The 16,266-nt window shown below is 39.0% G+C and carries 16 protein-coding genes; 11 read left to right on the top strand and 5 right to left on the bottom strand.

The genetic code is table 11. The features are described 5' to 3' along the window. Positions 1-14 precede the first annotated feature (14 nt). The 3 genes from L641_RS0120440 to L641_RS0120425 all read right to left on the bottom strand — a co-directional run bounded on the left by L641_RS0120440 (position 15) and on the right by L641_RS0120425 (position 4,850). The gene (locus L641_RS0120440) at positions 15-779 is read right to left on the bottom strand and encodes a YdcF family protein (RefSeq protein WP_024602975.1); all 765 of its coding nucleotides are present in this window, start codon (positions 777-779) and stop codon (positions 15-17) included. Positions 780-833: 54 nt separating this feature from the next. After that, positions 834-1,721: a LysR family transcriptional regulator gene (locus tag L641_RS0120435; protein WP_008114241.1), complete on the bottom strand. Its 888-nt coding sequence runs from the start codon at positions 1,719-1,721 to the stop codon at positions 834-836. A gap of 759 nt (positions 1,722-2,480) precedes the next feature. Further along, positions 2,481-4,850: an EAL domain-containing protein gene (locus tag L641_RS0120425; RefSeq protein ID WP_024602974.1), complete on the bottom strand. Its 2,370-nt coding sequence runs from the start codon at positions 4,848-4,850 to the stop codon at positions 2,481-2,483. Positions 4,851-5,053: 203 nt separating this feature from the next. Here L641_RS0120425 and pyrC point away from each other — a divergent pair, with 203 nt between their 5' ends. From pyrC to L641_RS0120375, 9 genes are all read left to right on the top strand, one after another. Then, positions 5,054-6,094, top strand: coding sequence for a dihydroorotase (pyrC, locus tag L641_RS0120420; RefSeq protein ID WP_024602973.1), 1,041 nt, complete (start codon positions 5,054-5,056; stop codon positions 6,092-6,094). Positions 6,095-6,513: 419 nt separating this feature from the next. Beyond that, positions 6,514-6,717, top strand: coding sequence for a cold-shock protein (locus tag L641_RS0120410; RefSeq protein ID WP_004588138.1), 204 nt, complete (start codon positions 6,514-6,516; stop codon positions 6,715-6,717). A gap of 854 nt (positions 6,718-7,571) precedes the next feature. Then, positions 7,572-8,342: a DUF3450 domain-containing protein gene (locus L641_RS0120405; RefSeq protein WP_013465204.1), complete on the top strand. Its 771-nt coding sequence runs from the start codon at positions 7,572-7,574 to the stop codon at positions 8,340-8,342. A 6-nt stretch (positions 8,343-8,348) separates the two neighbouring features. Further along, the gene (locus L641_RS0120400) at positions 8,349-9,713 is read left to right on the top strand and encodes a MotA/TolQ/ExbB proton channel family protein (protein ID WP_013465203.1); all 1,365 of its coding nucleotides are present in this window, start codon (positions 8,349-8,351) and stop codon (positions 9,711-9,713) included. Continuing rightward, positions 9,713-10,237, top strand: coding sequence for a MotA/TolQ/ExbB proton channel family protein (locus tag L641_RS0120395; RefSeq protein ID WP_008109346.1), 525 nt, complete (start codon positions 9,713-9,715; stop codon positions 10,235-10,237). Before L641_RS0120400 ends, L641_RS0120395 begins: the two co-directional genes overlap by 1 nt. A 14-nt stretch (positions 10,238-10,251) precedes the next feature. Next, a complete protein-coding gene (locus L641_RS0120390) occupies positions 10,252-10,656 on the top strand; it encodes a biopolymer transporter ExbD (protein WP_006792384.1) in 405 nt (134 codons plus the stop codon). Further along, on the top strand, positions 10,656-11,273 hold the full coding sequence (locus L641_RS0120385) for an energy transducer TonB (RefSeq protein WP_008109338.1): 618 nt from the start codon (positions 10,656-10,658) through the stop codon (positions 11,271-11,273). The genes L641_RS0120390 and L641_RS0120385 overlap by 1 nt, the downstream gene beginning before the upstream one ends. An 11-nt stretch (positions 11,274-11,284) precedes the next feature. Next, positions 11,285-12,544 (top strand): tetratricopeptide repeat protein, encoded by a 1,260-nt coding sequence (locus L641_RS0120380; RefSeq protein ID WP_024602972.1) that lies wholly within the window; start codon positions 11,285-11,287, stop codon positions 12,542-12,544. 61 nt (positions 12,545-12,605) lie between these two features. Then, a complete protein-coding gene (locus L641_RS0120375) occupies positions 12,606-13,649 on the top strand; it encodes a hypothetical protein (RefSeq protein WP_013465199.1) in 1,044 nt (347 codons plus the stop codon). 14 nt (positions 13,650-13,663) lie between these two features. Here the strand turns inward: L641_RS0120375 and L641_RS0120370 are convergent, their stop codons facing one another. Then, entirely contained in the window at positions 13,664-13,990 is a 327-nt protein-coding gene (locus tag L641_RS0120370; protein WP_013465198.1) for a TraR/DksA C4-type zinc finger protein, read from the bottom strand. Positions 13,991-14,049: 59 nt separating this feature from the next. Further along, positions 14,050-15,030 carry a tRNA-dihydrouridine synthase gene (locus L641_RS0120365; protein WP_024602971.1) on the bottom strand — a complete coding sequence of 327 codons (981 nt, stop codon included), beginning with the start codon at positions 15,028-15,030 and terminating at the stop codon, positions 14,050-14,052. 188 nt (positions 15,031-15,218) lie between these two features. On the opposite strand from L641_RS0120365, the gene L641_RS0120360 reads away from it, so the two are divergent. Continuing rightward, the gene (locus L641_RS0120360; protein ID WP_024602970.1) at positions 15,219-15,605 is read left to right on the top strand and encodes a hypothetical protein; all 387 of its coding nucleotides are present in this window, start codon (positions 15,219-15,221) and stop codon (positions 15,603-15,605) included. Between the two features lie 163 nt (positions 15,606-15,768). Further along, positions 15,769-16,203: an IS200/IS605 family transposase gene (gene tnpA, locus L641_RS0120355; RefSeq protein WP_024601958.1), complete on the top strand. Its 435-nt coding sequence runs from the start codon at positions 15,769-15,771 to the stop codon at positions 16,201-16,203. The last annotated feature ends 63 nt before the right edge of the window (positions 16,204-16,266 follow it).

Genomic DNA, 16,266 nt, shown 5'->3' with positions numbered 1-16,266 from the left:
AAGCGTTAACTTAATTAAAGTGCTTCAGGGTTAATTGTACGGCGTACATTTATCCACGCATTGCCAATAACTTCATGAGCATACTGGGTGACTACTAGTAGTGCTTTTGCATTGGGTATGAGTTGTTTATACCAAGGGAAAGCGGCAAAGTTGTGGTAGTCGGTTGCGGCAGGGATAACGTTAATGCCTTGCGCATTAAATAAATTCTTTGCTCTGGGCATATGGCTTACTGAGGTGACTAAAGCGACCTTGTAATCAACGAGTTTTGAGGCTAAAAGTTTTGCCTCTTGGGCGGTATCCATTGCGTTTGGATTTTGCACAATACGATTTTTATTAATACCTAAGCTAATTGCGGTTTTATACATTAACGCGCTGTTGGTGACTTTCTCATACCCCCCACCTGAAACAATCAGCTGCGCATGAGGATAAATGTTAGCAAGTCTTATTCCTTCCACCAAACGGGTTAACGCACAATTACCTAACTGACTGTTAGCACTCAATGCAGGGTTGGGGTTTATGTCACAGCCAAGCACCACAATTTTATCTATATTGGGGTGTTTAAGATAATTAAATGCCAATGAGGTTGGTTGGCTATTTTTAATCAGTAAGTTGGCCACCAAAGGGGTGCTGGCAACTAGCAAAGTTACAAGGCTCATTAAAGATAAAGCGATTGTGACCTTTCGTTGTTTGAGCGCAAAAATAAGTAATATTAGGCTTACTAAACCCAACAAAGGTAACGGCATGAGCAAGCCGCCCAGTATTTTTTTTAGTTCAAACATAATGAGCAACATGGTTAAGTATATTTATTAGCATGTTACTCATAAGTTTAAGGTTTATCGACCGTTATTTAATTTACAGGTGTTTAAAAAGTGACGATAAACTGGATTGTCTTTCATATCTTTTTTCATCGCTAAGTACATTGGACGAGTTAAACCAAGCGCGCCCAGTGGAATTGACTTAATTAACCCTTGGCTTTCATACGGGGTTACTAACCAATCGGGTAAGGCGGCCACACCCATACCTGCACTGACTAATTGAAATATAAGTAAACCTTGATCAACCGTTTTTAGCGTGCCGTCAAAACGCGCATTTTGGATGAAATGCTTAAATATATCCTGGCGCTCACGCGGAATAGGGTAAGAAATAATAGTTTCGCTTTTCAAATCAAGCGCAGTTACATAGGCTTTTTTCGCTAAGTCGTGATCTGGTGCCACAATCAGTTTCAGCTTAAAGTCAAACAAATGGGCGTATTCGAGTTTGTCAGGGTCGCGAATATCTGATGTAAGCACGAGATCTAATTCATCATTTAATAAGTCTGGGATAGCGTCGTAACTAAAGCCACGCTCGTAATCAATTTTTATATCAGGCCAAAAGTTATTAAATTCTTTGATAGTAGGCAATAACCAATGAAAACAGGCGTGACATTCAACGCTTAAACGCAGCTGCGAAATAGGCTGGTTTAGGCTTTCTTTGAGTCGGCACTTGGTGGCTTCTAATTTAGGTAATATTTCGTGTGCTAATTCAAGTAATAACATACCTTGAGGTGTAAATCGGACTGGCTGAGTTTTACGCTCAAACAACTGGCAGTCTAATTTGTTTTCTAAATCTTTGATTTGATGTGATAAAGCTGACTGAGTTAAAAATAGTTCGCGGGCTGTATTGACGAGAGAACCCGTTTCTTTAAGGGTAGCAATTGTTTTTAAGTGTTTAATGTCAATCATCTTTAATAAATCTCATGGATATGGTGAGTATAGCTCAGATTTATTACATACTACGCCTTTATAAAAACCGTTTCAACGTCTGGATGGCTATAAAATTGCACTTTAGTGTGTTTTTTACTGCGAACATTAAGTTTTTTAACTTTGCTGAGTCAAATAGTGTTTAGTTTTTTATTTGTTGTTGAACTTGTCTCATGTTTGTTTGAGTTTTTTATTAATGATTATTGTTCTGGTAACAGATAACTTTATTGTTATGTAACTCTCTAAAATAAGTAGGTTATAGCGCGACATTAATATTTAGATGTTTCATAGCGAGGTTAAAATGCGAATTAAAATTTACGGCGAAGGGTTTGGCAGGCAAAAGCTCAGTAAACGCAACTCGGATTCAAAGGATACACGATTGAAAAAAGCAGCGAATGCAGGGATTTAATGATTAGCCGCTACTCATTGGCGCACATTAATACTAATTCGTATACGTCTTTAAATAATATAACGTATTAAAGCATTCTCTAATGGCGTTAAAGATTTTACTGAGAACAATGTGACATAAAACTAATTATAAGGTTTTCTACTGGTTAAATAGACCCTTACTTAAGTAAGTAGTTATAAGGCAGAGTGTAAAAAGCTGTAAAGTGACGTCGCATGAGTTAGTGTTGGCAAAATAAGTCATATAGCATTCAACAGAACAGCCAGCTAATGGGCTGGCAAAAGCGTGTAAGAAATTACTGTGATTTTTAAAAGCCAGCAACCCTGGCTTATTAATTAAAGAGGGCTATGTATTAGTAAAATAGCTTCTTTTGCTGTAACAGGTTTAGACTTTAAAAAGCCTTGGCCATAATCACATTGGGTTTTTTGCAAAATAGCGAGTTGTTCAGGGCTTTCTATCCCTTCTGCTATAACAATAAGATCTAATGAAATGGCTAAGGTTAAAATAGCATCAATCAATGGATTGGCCGTGGTTTTTAAATTATCGATAAAGCTTTTATCAATTTTAAGGACATGAATAGGCAGTTGATGCAAGTAACCAAGGGCAGAGTAACCGGTGCCAAAGTCATCTAAACAGAGCAATACTTTTAAAGGCGACAATCCTTGAATAATTTGTGTTGCTAACTCTAAGTTTTCAATCAATCCCGATTCGGTTATTTCTAGACATAATGAGCCTAAAGGTAGTTGATGTTTTTTGTAGATCGCGTGAAGCTGATCTACAAACTCTAAACTTGCGAAGTGGCGAGATGAAACATTAACCGTAACGCGTAAAAAACGATGCCCTTGTTGTTGCCATAAAGCGATATGCTGTGCTGCAAGGTCGAGCAAATGCAAATCTAAATTAATAATCTGCCCCGTTTTTTCTGCAATGGGGATAAAGTCACCTGGCGATACAAACCCTTTTCGTGGGTGATGCCAACGTACTAAAGCTTCAAACCCCATAACGTCACTGCTAGTAATGTTAAAAATAGGCTGAAAATACAGTTCAAACTCATTATGCTCAATACCGTGTTGTAAATCATTTTCAAGGTCGGCATGTGTTTTTAACTTGTTACGCATGACATTATTAAAAAACTTAACTTGGCCACGCCCTGATGATTTTGCTTCGTACATAGCCGCGTCTGATTGCTGTAATAAAACAAATGCTTCATCGTTTACATTATCGCTAAATGCAATGCCAATACTGGTAGAGGGTTGCAGTAAATGACCATCAATATCAATGGGATCTGACAGGGCGGTTTTTATTCGAGCGAGGGCATCGTTTACTTGGTCATGATGACTGAGATTTTCCATAAAAATAGCAAACTCATCGCCACCTAAGCGAGAAAAGGTATCAGTATTGCGAATGGTTTGAGTAATCAATTTACAAATAGCAATTAAAAAATAGTCACCTACTTCATGGCCTAACGAATCATTAATACTTTTGAAGCGATCGAAATCAAGGTAGAGCAGAGCATGAAAAGTACCTTTTTTTGCACGATTCAAGCGTAAAATTGCATGCTTCATTCTTTCTATTAGTAACGAACGATTGGCAAGCCCTGTTAGTTCATCATGCAGTGCTTTGTGCTCGAGTTCTTGGCGGGCTAAATGCCTGTCTATAACCATACTTATTTGTCGGCTCACATACGTCAACAGCGAGCTATCATGTTCGTTGTAGTAATGTTGCTTGTCATAGCTTTGTACGACAATAACGCCACTCATGCGCTCATTAACTTTATATGGCACACCAAGCCAAGAGTCTGCTAGTTCACCGACCAATTTAAAGTGGCCTTGCTCTATATAGTGTCGGTATTGCTCTTTATCAAGCAGTAAAGGGCGCTCGTTAATTAATAAATAGTAAGAGGCTGTTTCTTTTAACTGATCTTTTGAAATAATTTTATGTGTGTTTGTTTGTACACCGCCTTCAACGGTATAGACAAAATCTAGAACATCTTCTTTTTTATCATACAAAGCAATAAAAAAGTTACTTGCATTAAGAAGGCTATCAATAATCACATGCAGCGATTTAAAAAAGGTATCTAAATTTTGTGCTTTATAGGTTAAGTTAGCTATTTGCAGTAGGCTACTTTCTAATTTTTGCGCATTATTAAGTTGCCGAACGGTATCTTGCAAGCTGTTGACGGTATTCACTTGATTTATTTTTGCGCTTAGTAAGTGGGCAACGGTAGTTAAAATTTCTAAATGTGAACTGGTAAAGTAATTTTTTATTGGGTGTTCACAGTCAATTACGCCGAGTACTTTATCTTTATATATTAAAGGCACACACAGCTCTGATTGTGCAGGGCGCTCATCAGCAATGTAGCGGCTGTCTTTAGTTACATCGCCTATTATTAACGCTTGCCCAGTTGATGCAGCATAGCCCGTTATCCCCTCATTAAAGCGGATTAACTTTCGTTCTGACTGGTAACTAGTGTGTTCGTTTTCAATACCCATAGACGCCACTTGATTTAGCGTAGATTGGCTGTCATCGGCTAAATAAATCACGCAGTCGACAAATCCAAGTCGATTAACAACTTGTGTGGTGACATAACTAAAAAGCGCTTCTAACGTATTCAGTTGCAATAAACTTGAGGAGAACTGATTGATTATACTCAATTGTTCCGTTTTAGTTTCGAGCGCTTTAGTAGTATCGATAGTGTTCGACATAGGCAACGAAGGTAGGCCTTATAATTATTAAAGGTACATACGTTAACCTAATATTAACCTTTCTACAAAATAAAACGATAAATGAGAAGCGTGAAGTGTAAAGTTTACTTTATATATAGTATCTAAGGATTATTTTTAATAAGGTCTTTACTCGAAAACCCCATATGCCTATGATCAGTTAACTTAAGCATTAGGATTTTACGATGACGAGCAAAATGACAACTTTAACGATTACTAGACCCGATGATTGGCATGTACATTTACGCGACGGGGATCAGCTAAAAGATACAGTACGTGATATCAGTCGTTATATGGGCCGCGCGATCATTATGCCAAACCTAGTACCGCCAGCCACGTGTACTGAAACCGCATTATCGTACCGAGAGCGCATTATGGCAGCGAAACCTCAAGGTCAGTTTGAGCCACTAATGGTACTTTATCTTACTGATAAAACGACACCAGAAGAGATAAAAAAGGCAAAAGCAACGGGTAAAATATTTGCAGCTAAATTGTACCCAGCGGGTGCAACCACAAATTCAGATTCTGGCGTAACATCGGTTAAAAATATTTATCCGGTGTTAAAAGCAATGCAAGAAGTTGGCATGCTGTTACTCGTCCACGGTGAAGTAACCGACTCGTCTATTGATATATTTGACCGTGAAAAAGTGTTTTTAGAGACTATTCTAGGCGATGTTGTCGCTGACTTCCCTGAGCTTAAAATTGTTCTTGAGCACATAACAACGAAAGATGCAGTCGAGTTTGTAAAAAGTGCCTCTGATAACGTAGCAGCTACAATTACTGCGCATCATTTACTATATAACCGTAACCATATGTTAGCAGGGGGCATTCGCCCACATTATTATTGCTTACCTATATTAAAGCGAAACATTCATCAGCAAGCACTTATGGCGGCTGCAACGAGTGGCAATAAAAAATTCTTTTTAGGCACTGATTCAGCGCCACATTATAAAGATAAAAAAGAAGCTGCATGCGGTTGTGCAGGTGCTTACACTGCACATGCTGCTATTGAACTTTATGCTGAAGCTTTTGAAGAGGCTGATGCGCTTGATAAGTTAGAGGGCTTTGCAAGCCATTTTGGTCCAGATTTTTATGGCTTAGCGCGTAATACCGACACTATTACCTTAGAAAAATCGCCTTGGACAGTGCCGGCAAGCTACTCGCTAGGTGACTCTGAAGTAGTACCAATCAAAGCTGAGAGCGTTATTGACTGGCAAGTTAAATAGTAATATTTAAACACTAAACTTTAAACCACCTTAAATTCAAGGTGGTTTTTTATTTTAAGTGGCTAAAAAACATACTGATAAAAACTATTTTAAAGCAATTGTAATCTGTTTATAAAAAATACAATATTTTTCTTGTTATTTTCTATAAAAATTAAAAGGTTACACCGTAGTTAGTAAAACAATGAAACTTCAAAAATAAATCCTAATTAATAGAGCTAAAAAATTTTTAATGTGTTAATCTTAATTGGCTTTGAGTTTTTGCGTATTGAATTACGGTATTGTGCTGCGTTTAAGGTTACCGGTTTGGTTATTACTTCTTCCTGTACTATCACCTCCAGTTTTTTGGGCATTGACTCAGGGAGGATATTGCCATAATTATATGGCTGAATTTTAATTATTGACTTACAGGAAAATTTAGTATGTCGGTTACTGGTAAAGTAAAATTTTTCAACGAAGCTAAAGGCTTTGGTTTCATTGAACAAGAAAATGGTCCTGACGTGTTTGTACATTTCAGCGCAATCACTGGTTCTGGTTTTCGCACTCTTAGCGAAGGTCAAGCAGTGACTTTCAGCATCAAGCAAGGTCAAAAAGGCCCTGAAGCTGAGAACGTAGAAGTAGCATAATTTATTATGTGAACCTAAGTTCATCGTGGTGAAACACTAACCTGTTTCACCATAATTCTTAAATAATTATCAACTCTATTTTTAATTTCTCTGTATTGCTTTTCATTTCTGATATCCGTTATTCATATTTTTAACTCCGATATACCAAATTAAACTTAAACCTTTATGGCTAGTCCGTTGTTGGCCAATGATCGCCTAGCGATTTAAATTTAGTCTACTGCTTGATGTAAGTTTAATTATATTGAGTTCATAAAAGTGCGTAAGATTGATATTTCTCCATGGAAAAATATAAAAAATCGGCAGGATATTAATGATCAGTAGAAACAAAAAACACAGGTGTTAATAAAAATGATTCTTTGTAATCTATTTCCCCTCCTTTGTATTGCTTTTTAGGTAATCGGCACGTCCTTATTACTATGCGACGAATGCGCGAATAATAACGATTAGCTGTATTTTTAGCTTAAAAAGTCTCAAAAACCACTAAAAAAGAATATTCGGGACAGAAAATAAGCTTATTTTTAATTTTTTTTCAGCCACGATTAAGTTAATTTTAAATGTTATATTTTTGTTTACTTTAACTAGGTGGTTTATCGGTATTCTTACTATATCTGGCTTTGCTGAAATTGCATTTGTCACGTTAGTTACGATAATGTTAATTTTTTTGTGTGAGCCCTTTAAATATCTTACAAACAAGCTGATTTATTTATAGGTTATGCGAAACATGAAGTTGACATGACTTAATGCATTTAGCATTATTGGTAAGTTGATATCTATTAAAAGATATCAGGGTTGTCTTCCCCTTGCGGGTTGATAATTAAATTATAAAAGTAACATTACTTAATTGGTTGGGAACTATGTCTGTTAAAATCAGAAAGAGTCTTGTAGCAACTGCGTTGGTTGGCGCTTTTGCATTTGCAAGCAGCAATGTGATTGCAGATCCTTTGAATGACGTGCAAAAAGCAGGTCAAACAATTCAAAAGGCTGCGGTTAAGTCTCAAACTAAAATTGACAATGTATATGGTCAAACTCAGGAGCTAATCGCTGAGTACCGTAGCATCGTTGATGAGACTGAACTTATGAAAGTGTACAACGATCACGTAGCACGTTTGGTCGCTGACCAAAATGCGTCTATCGCATCGTTCGATCGTCAAATCGCGACTATCGATAACACTAAACAAAACGTTGTGCCTTTGATGTATCGCATGATCGATACGCTTGAGCAATTCATCAAAGCGGACGTTCCATTTAACCTTGAAACACGTCTTGGACGTGTTGAAAGATTACGTGAGATCATGGCATCTGCATCTGTAACAACGTCTGAGAAGTTCCGTCAGGTACTTGAAGCGTACACTGTTGAAACAGCATACAGTTCAGCTGTAACTGCTTCTCAAGGTACTTTAGATGTTGATGGTCGTAGCATTAACGTTGATATCGGTCGTTTAGGTCGTATCACTTATGTAGCGCAATCATTCGATCTAAAACACGCTTGGGTGTGGGATAACAACACTAAACAGTGGAAAGAATTAGGTGAAGAATACCTAAAGCCTGTTAAAGAAGTGATCCGTATGGCGCGTAAGCAAGCGACACTAGAACTTGTTAAACTACCAATTTTTGGCGCGGAGTAATCAATAATGAAGAAACTATTTAAAGGTTTTGCTGTTGCAGCAGTACTGTCTGTTTCTGCCGGTACCGCGCTTAATGCACATGCAAATACTGATGCTTTAGATAAAATTCTTGAGCAAGTAAAGCAAGAGCGTATTTCTGAAGGGAAAATCAATAAGCAACGTGAACAAGAGTTCTTATCAGATCGTGCTGATAAGCAAGCGTTACTTAACAAAGCGAAAAGCCAATTAGCTGCTGAAAAAGCACGTGGTGATCGTCTTAGCAAAGAATATGCACAAAACGAAAATACTTTAGCGGAAAAAGAGCAAGCTCTTCAAAACGCGCAAGGTACGTTAGGTGAAATGTTTGGTGTTGTTCGTCGTGCAGCAGCTGACGCGATTGGTTCAATTGAAGCATCTTTAGTAAGTGCTGAAAAACCAGGTCGTGCTGAAGTACTTCGTTCATTAGCTGCGGCTAAAGAACTTCCAACAGTTCGTGAACTAGAAGAACTTTGGATTTCACTTCAAACAGAAATGACTGAGTCAGCTAAAGTTTCAACGTTTGAAACTGAAGTTGCAGGTCTTGACGGTAACCCGTCAATGAAAAAAGTAACACGTATCGGTAACTTCAACTTAGTTACAGACGATGGCTACTTAATCTACTCACCAGAGACTAAGTCTATACAGCCTCTAGGTAAGCAACCTGACAGCTATATCTTAAAAGGTATTTCTGATCTAGAAGGTACTTCAGCTGATAACTACGCTGGCGTATACGTGGATCCTACACGTGGTGCAATCTTACGTATCAACACGCAGAAGAAGTCTCTTATGGAGTACTACGAGCAAGGTGCTGAAGTTGGTTACATCATCACCGTATTGCTTGCTGTAGGTCTTTTAATCTTCTTAGTACGTTTCGTTGATTTAGCGCTTACTACTTCTAAGATCAAAGCTCAGCTTAAGAACTTGTCTACACCGAATACAAACAACCCATTGGGTCGTATTCTTAAAGTGTACTCTGACAACAAAAATCAAGATGTTGAAAACCTTGAGCTTAAACTTGATGAAGCGATTCTACGTGAAACGCCACGCATCGAAGCGGGTATTAACATCATCAAGATCCTTGCTGCTATCGCACCATTACTAGGTCTACTAGGTACGGTAATCGGTATGATCCTAACGTTCCAAACAATCACATTGTTCGGTACGGGCGATCCGAAGATCATGGCTGGTAACATCTCTCTAGCACTTGTAACTACAGCGCTAGGTCTAATTGCAGCACTACCACTTATCCTACTTCATTCAATTGTTGCAGGTCGTAGTAAGTCGGTACTACATATCCTTGATGAGCAAAGCGCGGGTATCATCGCGACTCACGCGGAGAAGGAGAAAGCCTAATGCTAGTCCTGATGGAGATCTGGGAATCTATCAGGGATTTTGTTGGCACAGGCGGCCAGGTTTTATACGTGGTCGCGATAGCACTCTTTCTTATGTGGGTTTTAATGATTGAGCGCTATTGGTTCTTACTTGCTGAGTTTCCTCGTTTAACGAAGGAAATTGTAGCTAAGTGGGATGCCCGCCAAGACACTACGTCTTGGTACGCACACAGAATCCGTGAAGCATGGATTTCTGAAGCGTCTGAAAAATTAGATCAGCGTATGTTGTTGATTAAAACATTAGTAGCTATATGTCCTTTAATAGGCTTACTTGGTACTGTTACGGGTATGATCGCGGTTTTTGAAACGATGGCAACCCAAGGTACAGGTAATGCACGTTTAATGGCATCAGGCATATCAATGGCAACAATCCCAACAATGGCTGGAATGGTTGCGGCACTATCTGGGGTATTCTTTAGCTCACGCCTTGAGGCAAGAGCGAGAATGGTGAAAGCCAAGCTTGTAGATAGTATGCCTCATCACTAGAGAGAGAATTAAATATGGCACGTAAACAACGTTTTCGTGAAGAAGAAGAAGCAGCGGTAGATATGACGCCAATGCTTGACATCGTATTTATCATGCTTATTTTCTTTATCGTAACTACATCGTTCGTTAAAGAGGCTGGTATCGAGGTCAATAAACCAAAAGCTGCCCAAGCTACGAAGCAAAAAAATGCTAACATTTTTATTGCAATTCGTAGTGACGGTGCAATCTGGATTGATAAACAGCAAGTTGATGTTGAACGTGTTTCAGCAAAAATCGAAAGTTTATTAGCAGAACAACCTACTGATGTTGTAATTTTGCAAGCTGATAAAGAAGCAAAACACGGCACAGTGGTTAAAGTGATGGACCAGATTAAAGCGACGGGTGATAACCTGAGAATTTCAATAGCTGGAGATCAGTAATGATTCGTTTTCTGTTTTCACTGATTGCAGGTGGGGCAGTTACTTTCGGCTTGTTCTACTTCATGGCATACCTCATCTCTGGTGGGGCTGACCGTAATACGGAACAAAAAGAGCAGATCATAGTCGAAATTATGACGAATCCGCCTGAATCTAAGGTGCAGGAGAGGAAGCGTGTACCGCCTCCGCCTCCGCCACCGCCAAAGCAGCCGCCTAAACCGCAGCCGCCACAGCCGGAAAATAGCAACCCAAATACTGGTGGCTTGTCATTTAATATGCCAAGTATCGATGTGGGAAGCACGGCCGGTGGACTAAGTGGTCCAGGTGCATTTGGACGAGATGGTGATGCGACACCTATCGTTCGTATTGAACCAAAATATCCAACACAAGCAGCACGTGATGGTAAAGAAGGTTGGGTTCAACTTTCGTTCACAATTGATGAGTTAGGTGGCGTGATTGACGTTGATGTTATCGACGCAGATCCAAAACGTATCTTTGACCGTGAAGCTAAACGTGCATTGCGTAAGTGGAAATACCGTCCTAAGATCATTGACGGGAAACCACAAAAGCAAGTTGGTTTACAAGTTCAACTAGACTTTAAACTTAACCAAGGCAACTAAGGAGGCGAGTAATGAGAAATTTTTCTAAAGTAACTGCACTTGCAATTCTTATGTCTGTGTCAGGTGCATCATTAACTGCACCTGTTTTAGCGGCGCCAGATTACGCAAAGATTGAAGAGCGTAAGAAAGCAAAAACTAAAATCATGGGCGAACGTACTGGTAAAAAAGTAATTAAAGCGTTTGATTTGTATAACGAAGATGATGTTGATGGTGCAATAGCGTTATTGAAAGAGTTAGAACCGTCTAATGACTTTGATAAAGCAACTGTTAATCGTTACTTAGGCAGCATGTACGCTCAAAAAGAGCAATACAAAGTTGCAATTAAGTATATGAAAGCAGCGATTGCACCTGATGTATTGAACTTTGCTGATCAGGCTCAAGGTTTAAAAACCTTGGGCGATATGTATGCGGGTACTGAACAATACAGTGCTGCCAAGCAAGCATATTCTGATTGGATGGACTTCACAGGTGAAGAGGACCCGAAAGTTTACACTCGTATTGCGCAAGCAAGCTATGAGCTTAAACAATTTGATCAGGTTCTTGAACCGGCAAACAAAGCAATTAAGTTATCTGAAGAGCCAAATAAAGCTCCTTATCAACTTAAATTAGCTGCCTATTTTGAGAAAAAGCAATATCAAGATATGGTTAAAGTTGCAGAAGAAATTGTTCGTGTATGGCCTGAAGACAAAAAGTCTTGGGTAGGTTTAGGTAAGTATTATTTACAAACCGAAGACTACCAAAAAGGTCTAGCAACTATGGAAGTTGCATACAAGAATGGTTACTTCGAAAACGAAGTTGAATACAAAGTACTGGCTAACTTTTATTCTTTAAACGAAATTCCTTACAAAGCAGCAGTAACGCTTGAAAAGGCTGTTAAAGAAGAGAAAGTAAAACGCACTAAGCAAAATATTAGCGCGATTGCTAGTAACTACCATCGTTCGAAAGATATAGAGAAAGCTGCTAAGTATTACGAAGAAGCTGCTAAATTTGATGACGACGCTGAGCTTTACCGCAAAGCAGGTTCATTACTTTTACAATCTGAAAAATTCAGCGCTGCTGTTGTTCGTTTGAACAAAGCATTAGAGCTTGGCTCTGATAAAAAAGGCACTATTTATTCAGATTTAGCTGAAGCGTTTTACTACCAAGGTAAGTATAAGCAAGCTTATGCTGCTATTACTAAAGCCATGGACGACCCAAGCACACGTAGGTTTGCTAAAGGTTGGGCTACATATATTAAAGATAAAGCCGCTCGCAACGGTGTTAAAATTTAGTATTTAATGTACTCTAGTATTTTTAAAAAGCCCCATTGGGGCTTTTTTTATTGGGATTGACATGAAAAAAACGCCTATTATTTCACTGCTATTTTGTTTGCTATTAACGTCTTGCTCTAAGCCTACGGATATATTTTCATCTTATGAAGAAGCGCAAAGCGCGTTAATATCACTTAATACGGCTTTAAGTGCGCAGCCGAATTCACAGGTTACACAGCTCAGTAATGAGCAGCTCCCTTTTACAGATGCTTATTTAGAGCGTCGCCACGCTATTTATCAGCAGCTAATGCAAATGCAGTTATCAGCAGAGCAAACCAATCAGGTTAATTATTTAGTTATTGCTGAGCGATTCCCAGAGCGCTATTTTGCATGGCCTGCACAAACAAATGTTTTGGCTAATATGCTCACTATGGCGAAAAATGATGCCCAGTATAAAAATATTGAGCAATGGTTAAGGTTTGTAAAATCTCAGCTAGAAGCTGCCGAGCAAAGTAATTTAAAGCTAAATAAAGTTGAACATAGTTATTTAAAAAAGTACGTGCAACAAGCCATAAATCGCACTAACACACCGGTTGAACTTAATGCAGCGTTGAGTGAGTTAAACAATTATTTGGCGGACTATAAGCCAAGAGGCAGCATTGGTTTATCAGGCCTTGCTAATGGCAGTCAGTGGTATCAAAGTAAATTAAATTATTTTGCAAATGCTGTGCTCTCACCGCTTGAGTGGCTAAGTCGTATTGATAGCAAATTCAAATCAATGCAGAGTCAAAAACAGCAAACAACGGTAGAAGCCTCAAATGCCTCACAGCTTACCACATTACTTTTAACTGATTCGAAAATAGCGGGTTTAGACTGGTTAACGGGTTATACGCTATTACCTCTGAGGGCTAACGCTTCACAATTAGAACCAGCCGATGAATTGCTCTATATGGCTATGATGGAAACTGATCTAGGGGTGCATTATCACGCTTGGACATTGTCACAAGCACGCTTAAATTTACTTAAACGATTAAACATAAGTGAAGAGGAAGCGACTTTATTAGTTGAAGATATTCTTTTTTATCCAGGGCAAGCGTTTAGTTTTGCTCCACAACTACTTAATTAAACTTTAGTGCGCTATTAACTAGCGCACTGATCACATCGCTGCGCTGCAGGGTCTTGCTCCAAGCGCTGCGCTGATATTTTTTCCTCACAGTCACAACAGTAACCATACTGGCCAATGTCAATTTGGCTTATTGCCGCTTCAAGCTTATTCATACGCTCAATCAAGGGATTATACTCGGTGCCTAATTGCTGAGCTGCTATATCAAGCCACTCTTCATTTGAGGTACGGGTTAGTATACAAAGCAAATTTTGATGTGTAGGGTGTGTAGATTGTGATAGCAAGCCTAATATAGTCGCTTTAACACTTTCAATTTCATCGTTTAGTCGTTGCTGATGATGCATTAGCAGTATAACCCTTAAATTAGTCCTCAGTGATACTGCTATTATCTAGTTAGATTATCTTAGATGTTATGATTTGTATCAAATTGTGGCGCTTTCGCATACTTCTTTAACACTTCGGCTACTTCATCCTTGGCTTTTAAACGACGAATTTCATCAAATAATAGTCCTGCTTGTGGATATTGGCGTTTTAAATAACCAAGCCATTGTTTTGTTCGAGATGCAAAGTATTTAGTATCTTTGCTTGCTGTTTGGTGCATAGATGAATGAATAATATGGTGTAAAATATTTTCCCATGTCAGTTCACTGTAGCTTTCTTTATTAACCTGCGCTTTAATTTTTCTTGCTAGATCAGGATGTGAAAGCGCGCCACGACCAATCATTAAGTCAGTGCAACCGCTGCGCTTTTGGCATAAAAGGGCATCTTCTACCTGCCAAATCTCCCCATTGGCGACCACTGCAATTTTTTTATCTTTGACCAAAGGAGGGATTTTTTCCCAATAGGCGGGTGGATTGTAGCCATCGCGTTTAGTACGTGCATGTATAGCAATGCTGTTAGCACCAGCGCTAACAACGGCATCGACAATTTCTTGGCTATTACTATCATCATCAAAACCTAAGCGAATTTTTGCACTTACCTCGTGTTCAGCGTCTACGGCATCCCTTACAGTTTTAATTATTGAATACATATGTTCAGGGTCTTTGAGTAAAACAGCGCCCCCTTTGCTTTTATTCACCGTTTTTGCTGGGCAACCAAAGTTTAAATCAACACCATGAGAGCCTAAGCCAATTGCTTTTACAGCATTTTCTGCTAACACGTCGGCTACTTGGCCTAATAACTGAATGCGAACTGGAGTACCACTACGAGTGAGCCCCGCATTTTTAAGTTCAGGGCAATAACGGTGAAATACTTTATCTGGAAGGCAAGTATCTACAACACGGATAAATTCGGTCACACAAAGATCGAAGCCACCTATGTCGGTGAGTAGTTGGCGCATTTTAAAGTCAACGACACCTTCCATCGGTGCTAAAACAAGTTTCATAGTGTGATTAATTTATTACTGAAAAAGAGCGCCAGTTTACCTGTAAATCATAAATTGATAAAACGCTTATTAGGGTTTATAGTTAGTTTACTAAGTTATTTTTGAAAAAATAGATAATGTGAAAGTTTTTAGTTTTATGCAGGTCTACTTGTATAATGATGTTCAACAAGTTTAGAAGGTAATAAAAAATGAATACAATAAAGAAAAATTCAATTGCATTAACACTCGGCGCAGTGGTTGTTGGCAGTGCAAGTATGGCCAGTGCAGATGTACAAGCCAACCCATTTGAATTTCAACAAATGGTAGCTGGTTATCAATTAGACGCTGGTGAAGGCAAGTGCGGCGAAGGTAAATGTGGCGGCGACGCTAAAGCGAAAAAAGAAGGCAAGTGCGGCGAAGGTAAATGCGGCGGTGATGCTAAAGCGAAAAAAGAAGGCAAGTGCGGCGAAGGTAAATGCGGCGGTGATGCTAAGGCCAAAAAAGAAGGCAAGTGCGGCGAAGGTAAATGCGGCGGTGATGCTAAGGCTAAAAAAGAAGGCAAGTGCGGCGAAGGTAAATGTGGTGGTAGCCACTAAACTTTTCTTTTTCAGATAAGTGAGAGGGCCATTAGGCCCTTTTTATTTTCAGCCCCTAAACCACCTACTTCAGTAGGTGGTTATCATCAAATGGCTTTGCCTGTAAAAAGTACTCATGTTAATTCCTTAGTTGATTTTTAGCGAAGTCACAAAAGGAAAAAACATGAGTAGATACGAGAAAGCATCGCATGTGTATTGGCGATGTCAATATCATATAGTTTGGACACCTAAGTATAGATTTAGGCTCCTTAAAAATAAAATAGGTAGGGATGTCTACAGGTGTATTCAGGTTTATTGCGAACAGCTTGGGTGCAAAGTTGTTGAGCTGAATGTACAAATAGCTCACGTACACTTAGTAGTAAAAGTGCCGCCAAAACTGTCAATTTCAAAGTTAATGGGCGCATTGAAAGGTAAAATAGCGTTAAAAATGTTTAGTAAATATCCGTACTTAAGAAAGAACAAGCTATGGGGTAATCATTTTTGGCAGCGAGGATACTTTGTTGATACGGTAGGCATAAACGAAGAAATAATACGAAGATATGTCAGGCATCAGCAGAAGGAGGAGAGACAAGAGCAAGCTCAGTTAACTCTGGAGTAAACAACGCCCCCTTTTAGGGGGCTAATTCAAAGCCACCTTCTTTAGAAGGTGGATCTTTTACTT

This window comes from Pseudoalteromonas sp. TB41, from assembly GCF_000497975.1.
Taxonomy (GTDB): domain Bacteria; phylum Pseudomonadota; class Gammaproteobacteria; order Enterobacterales; family Alteromonadaceae; genus Pseudoalteromonas; species Pseudoalteromonas tetraodonis.
The sequence above is the reverse complement of the archived record's forward strand: the minus strand, read 5'-3'. Positions and strand labels throughout refer to the sequence as shown.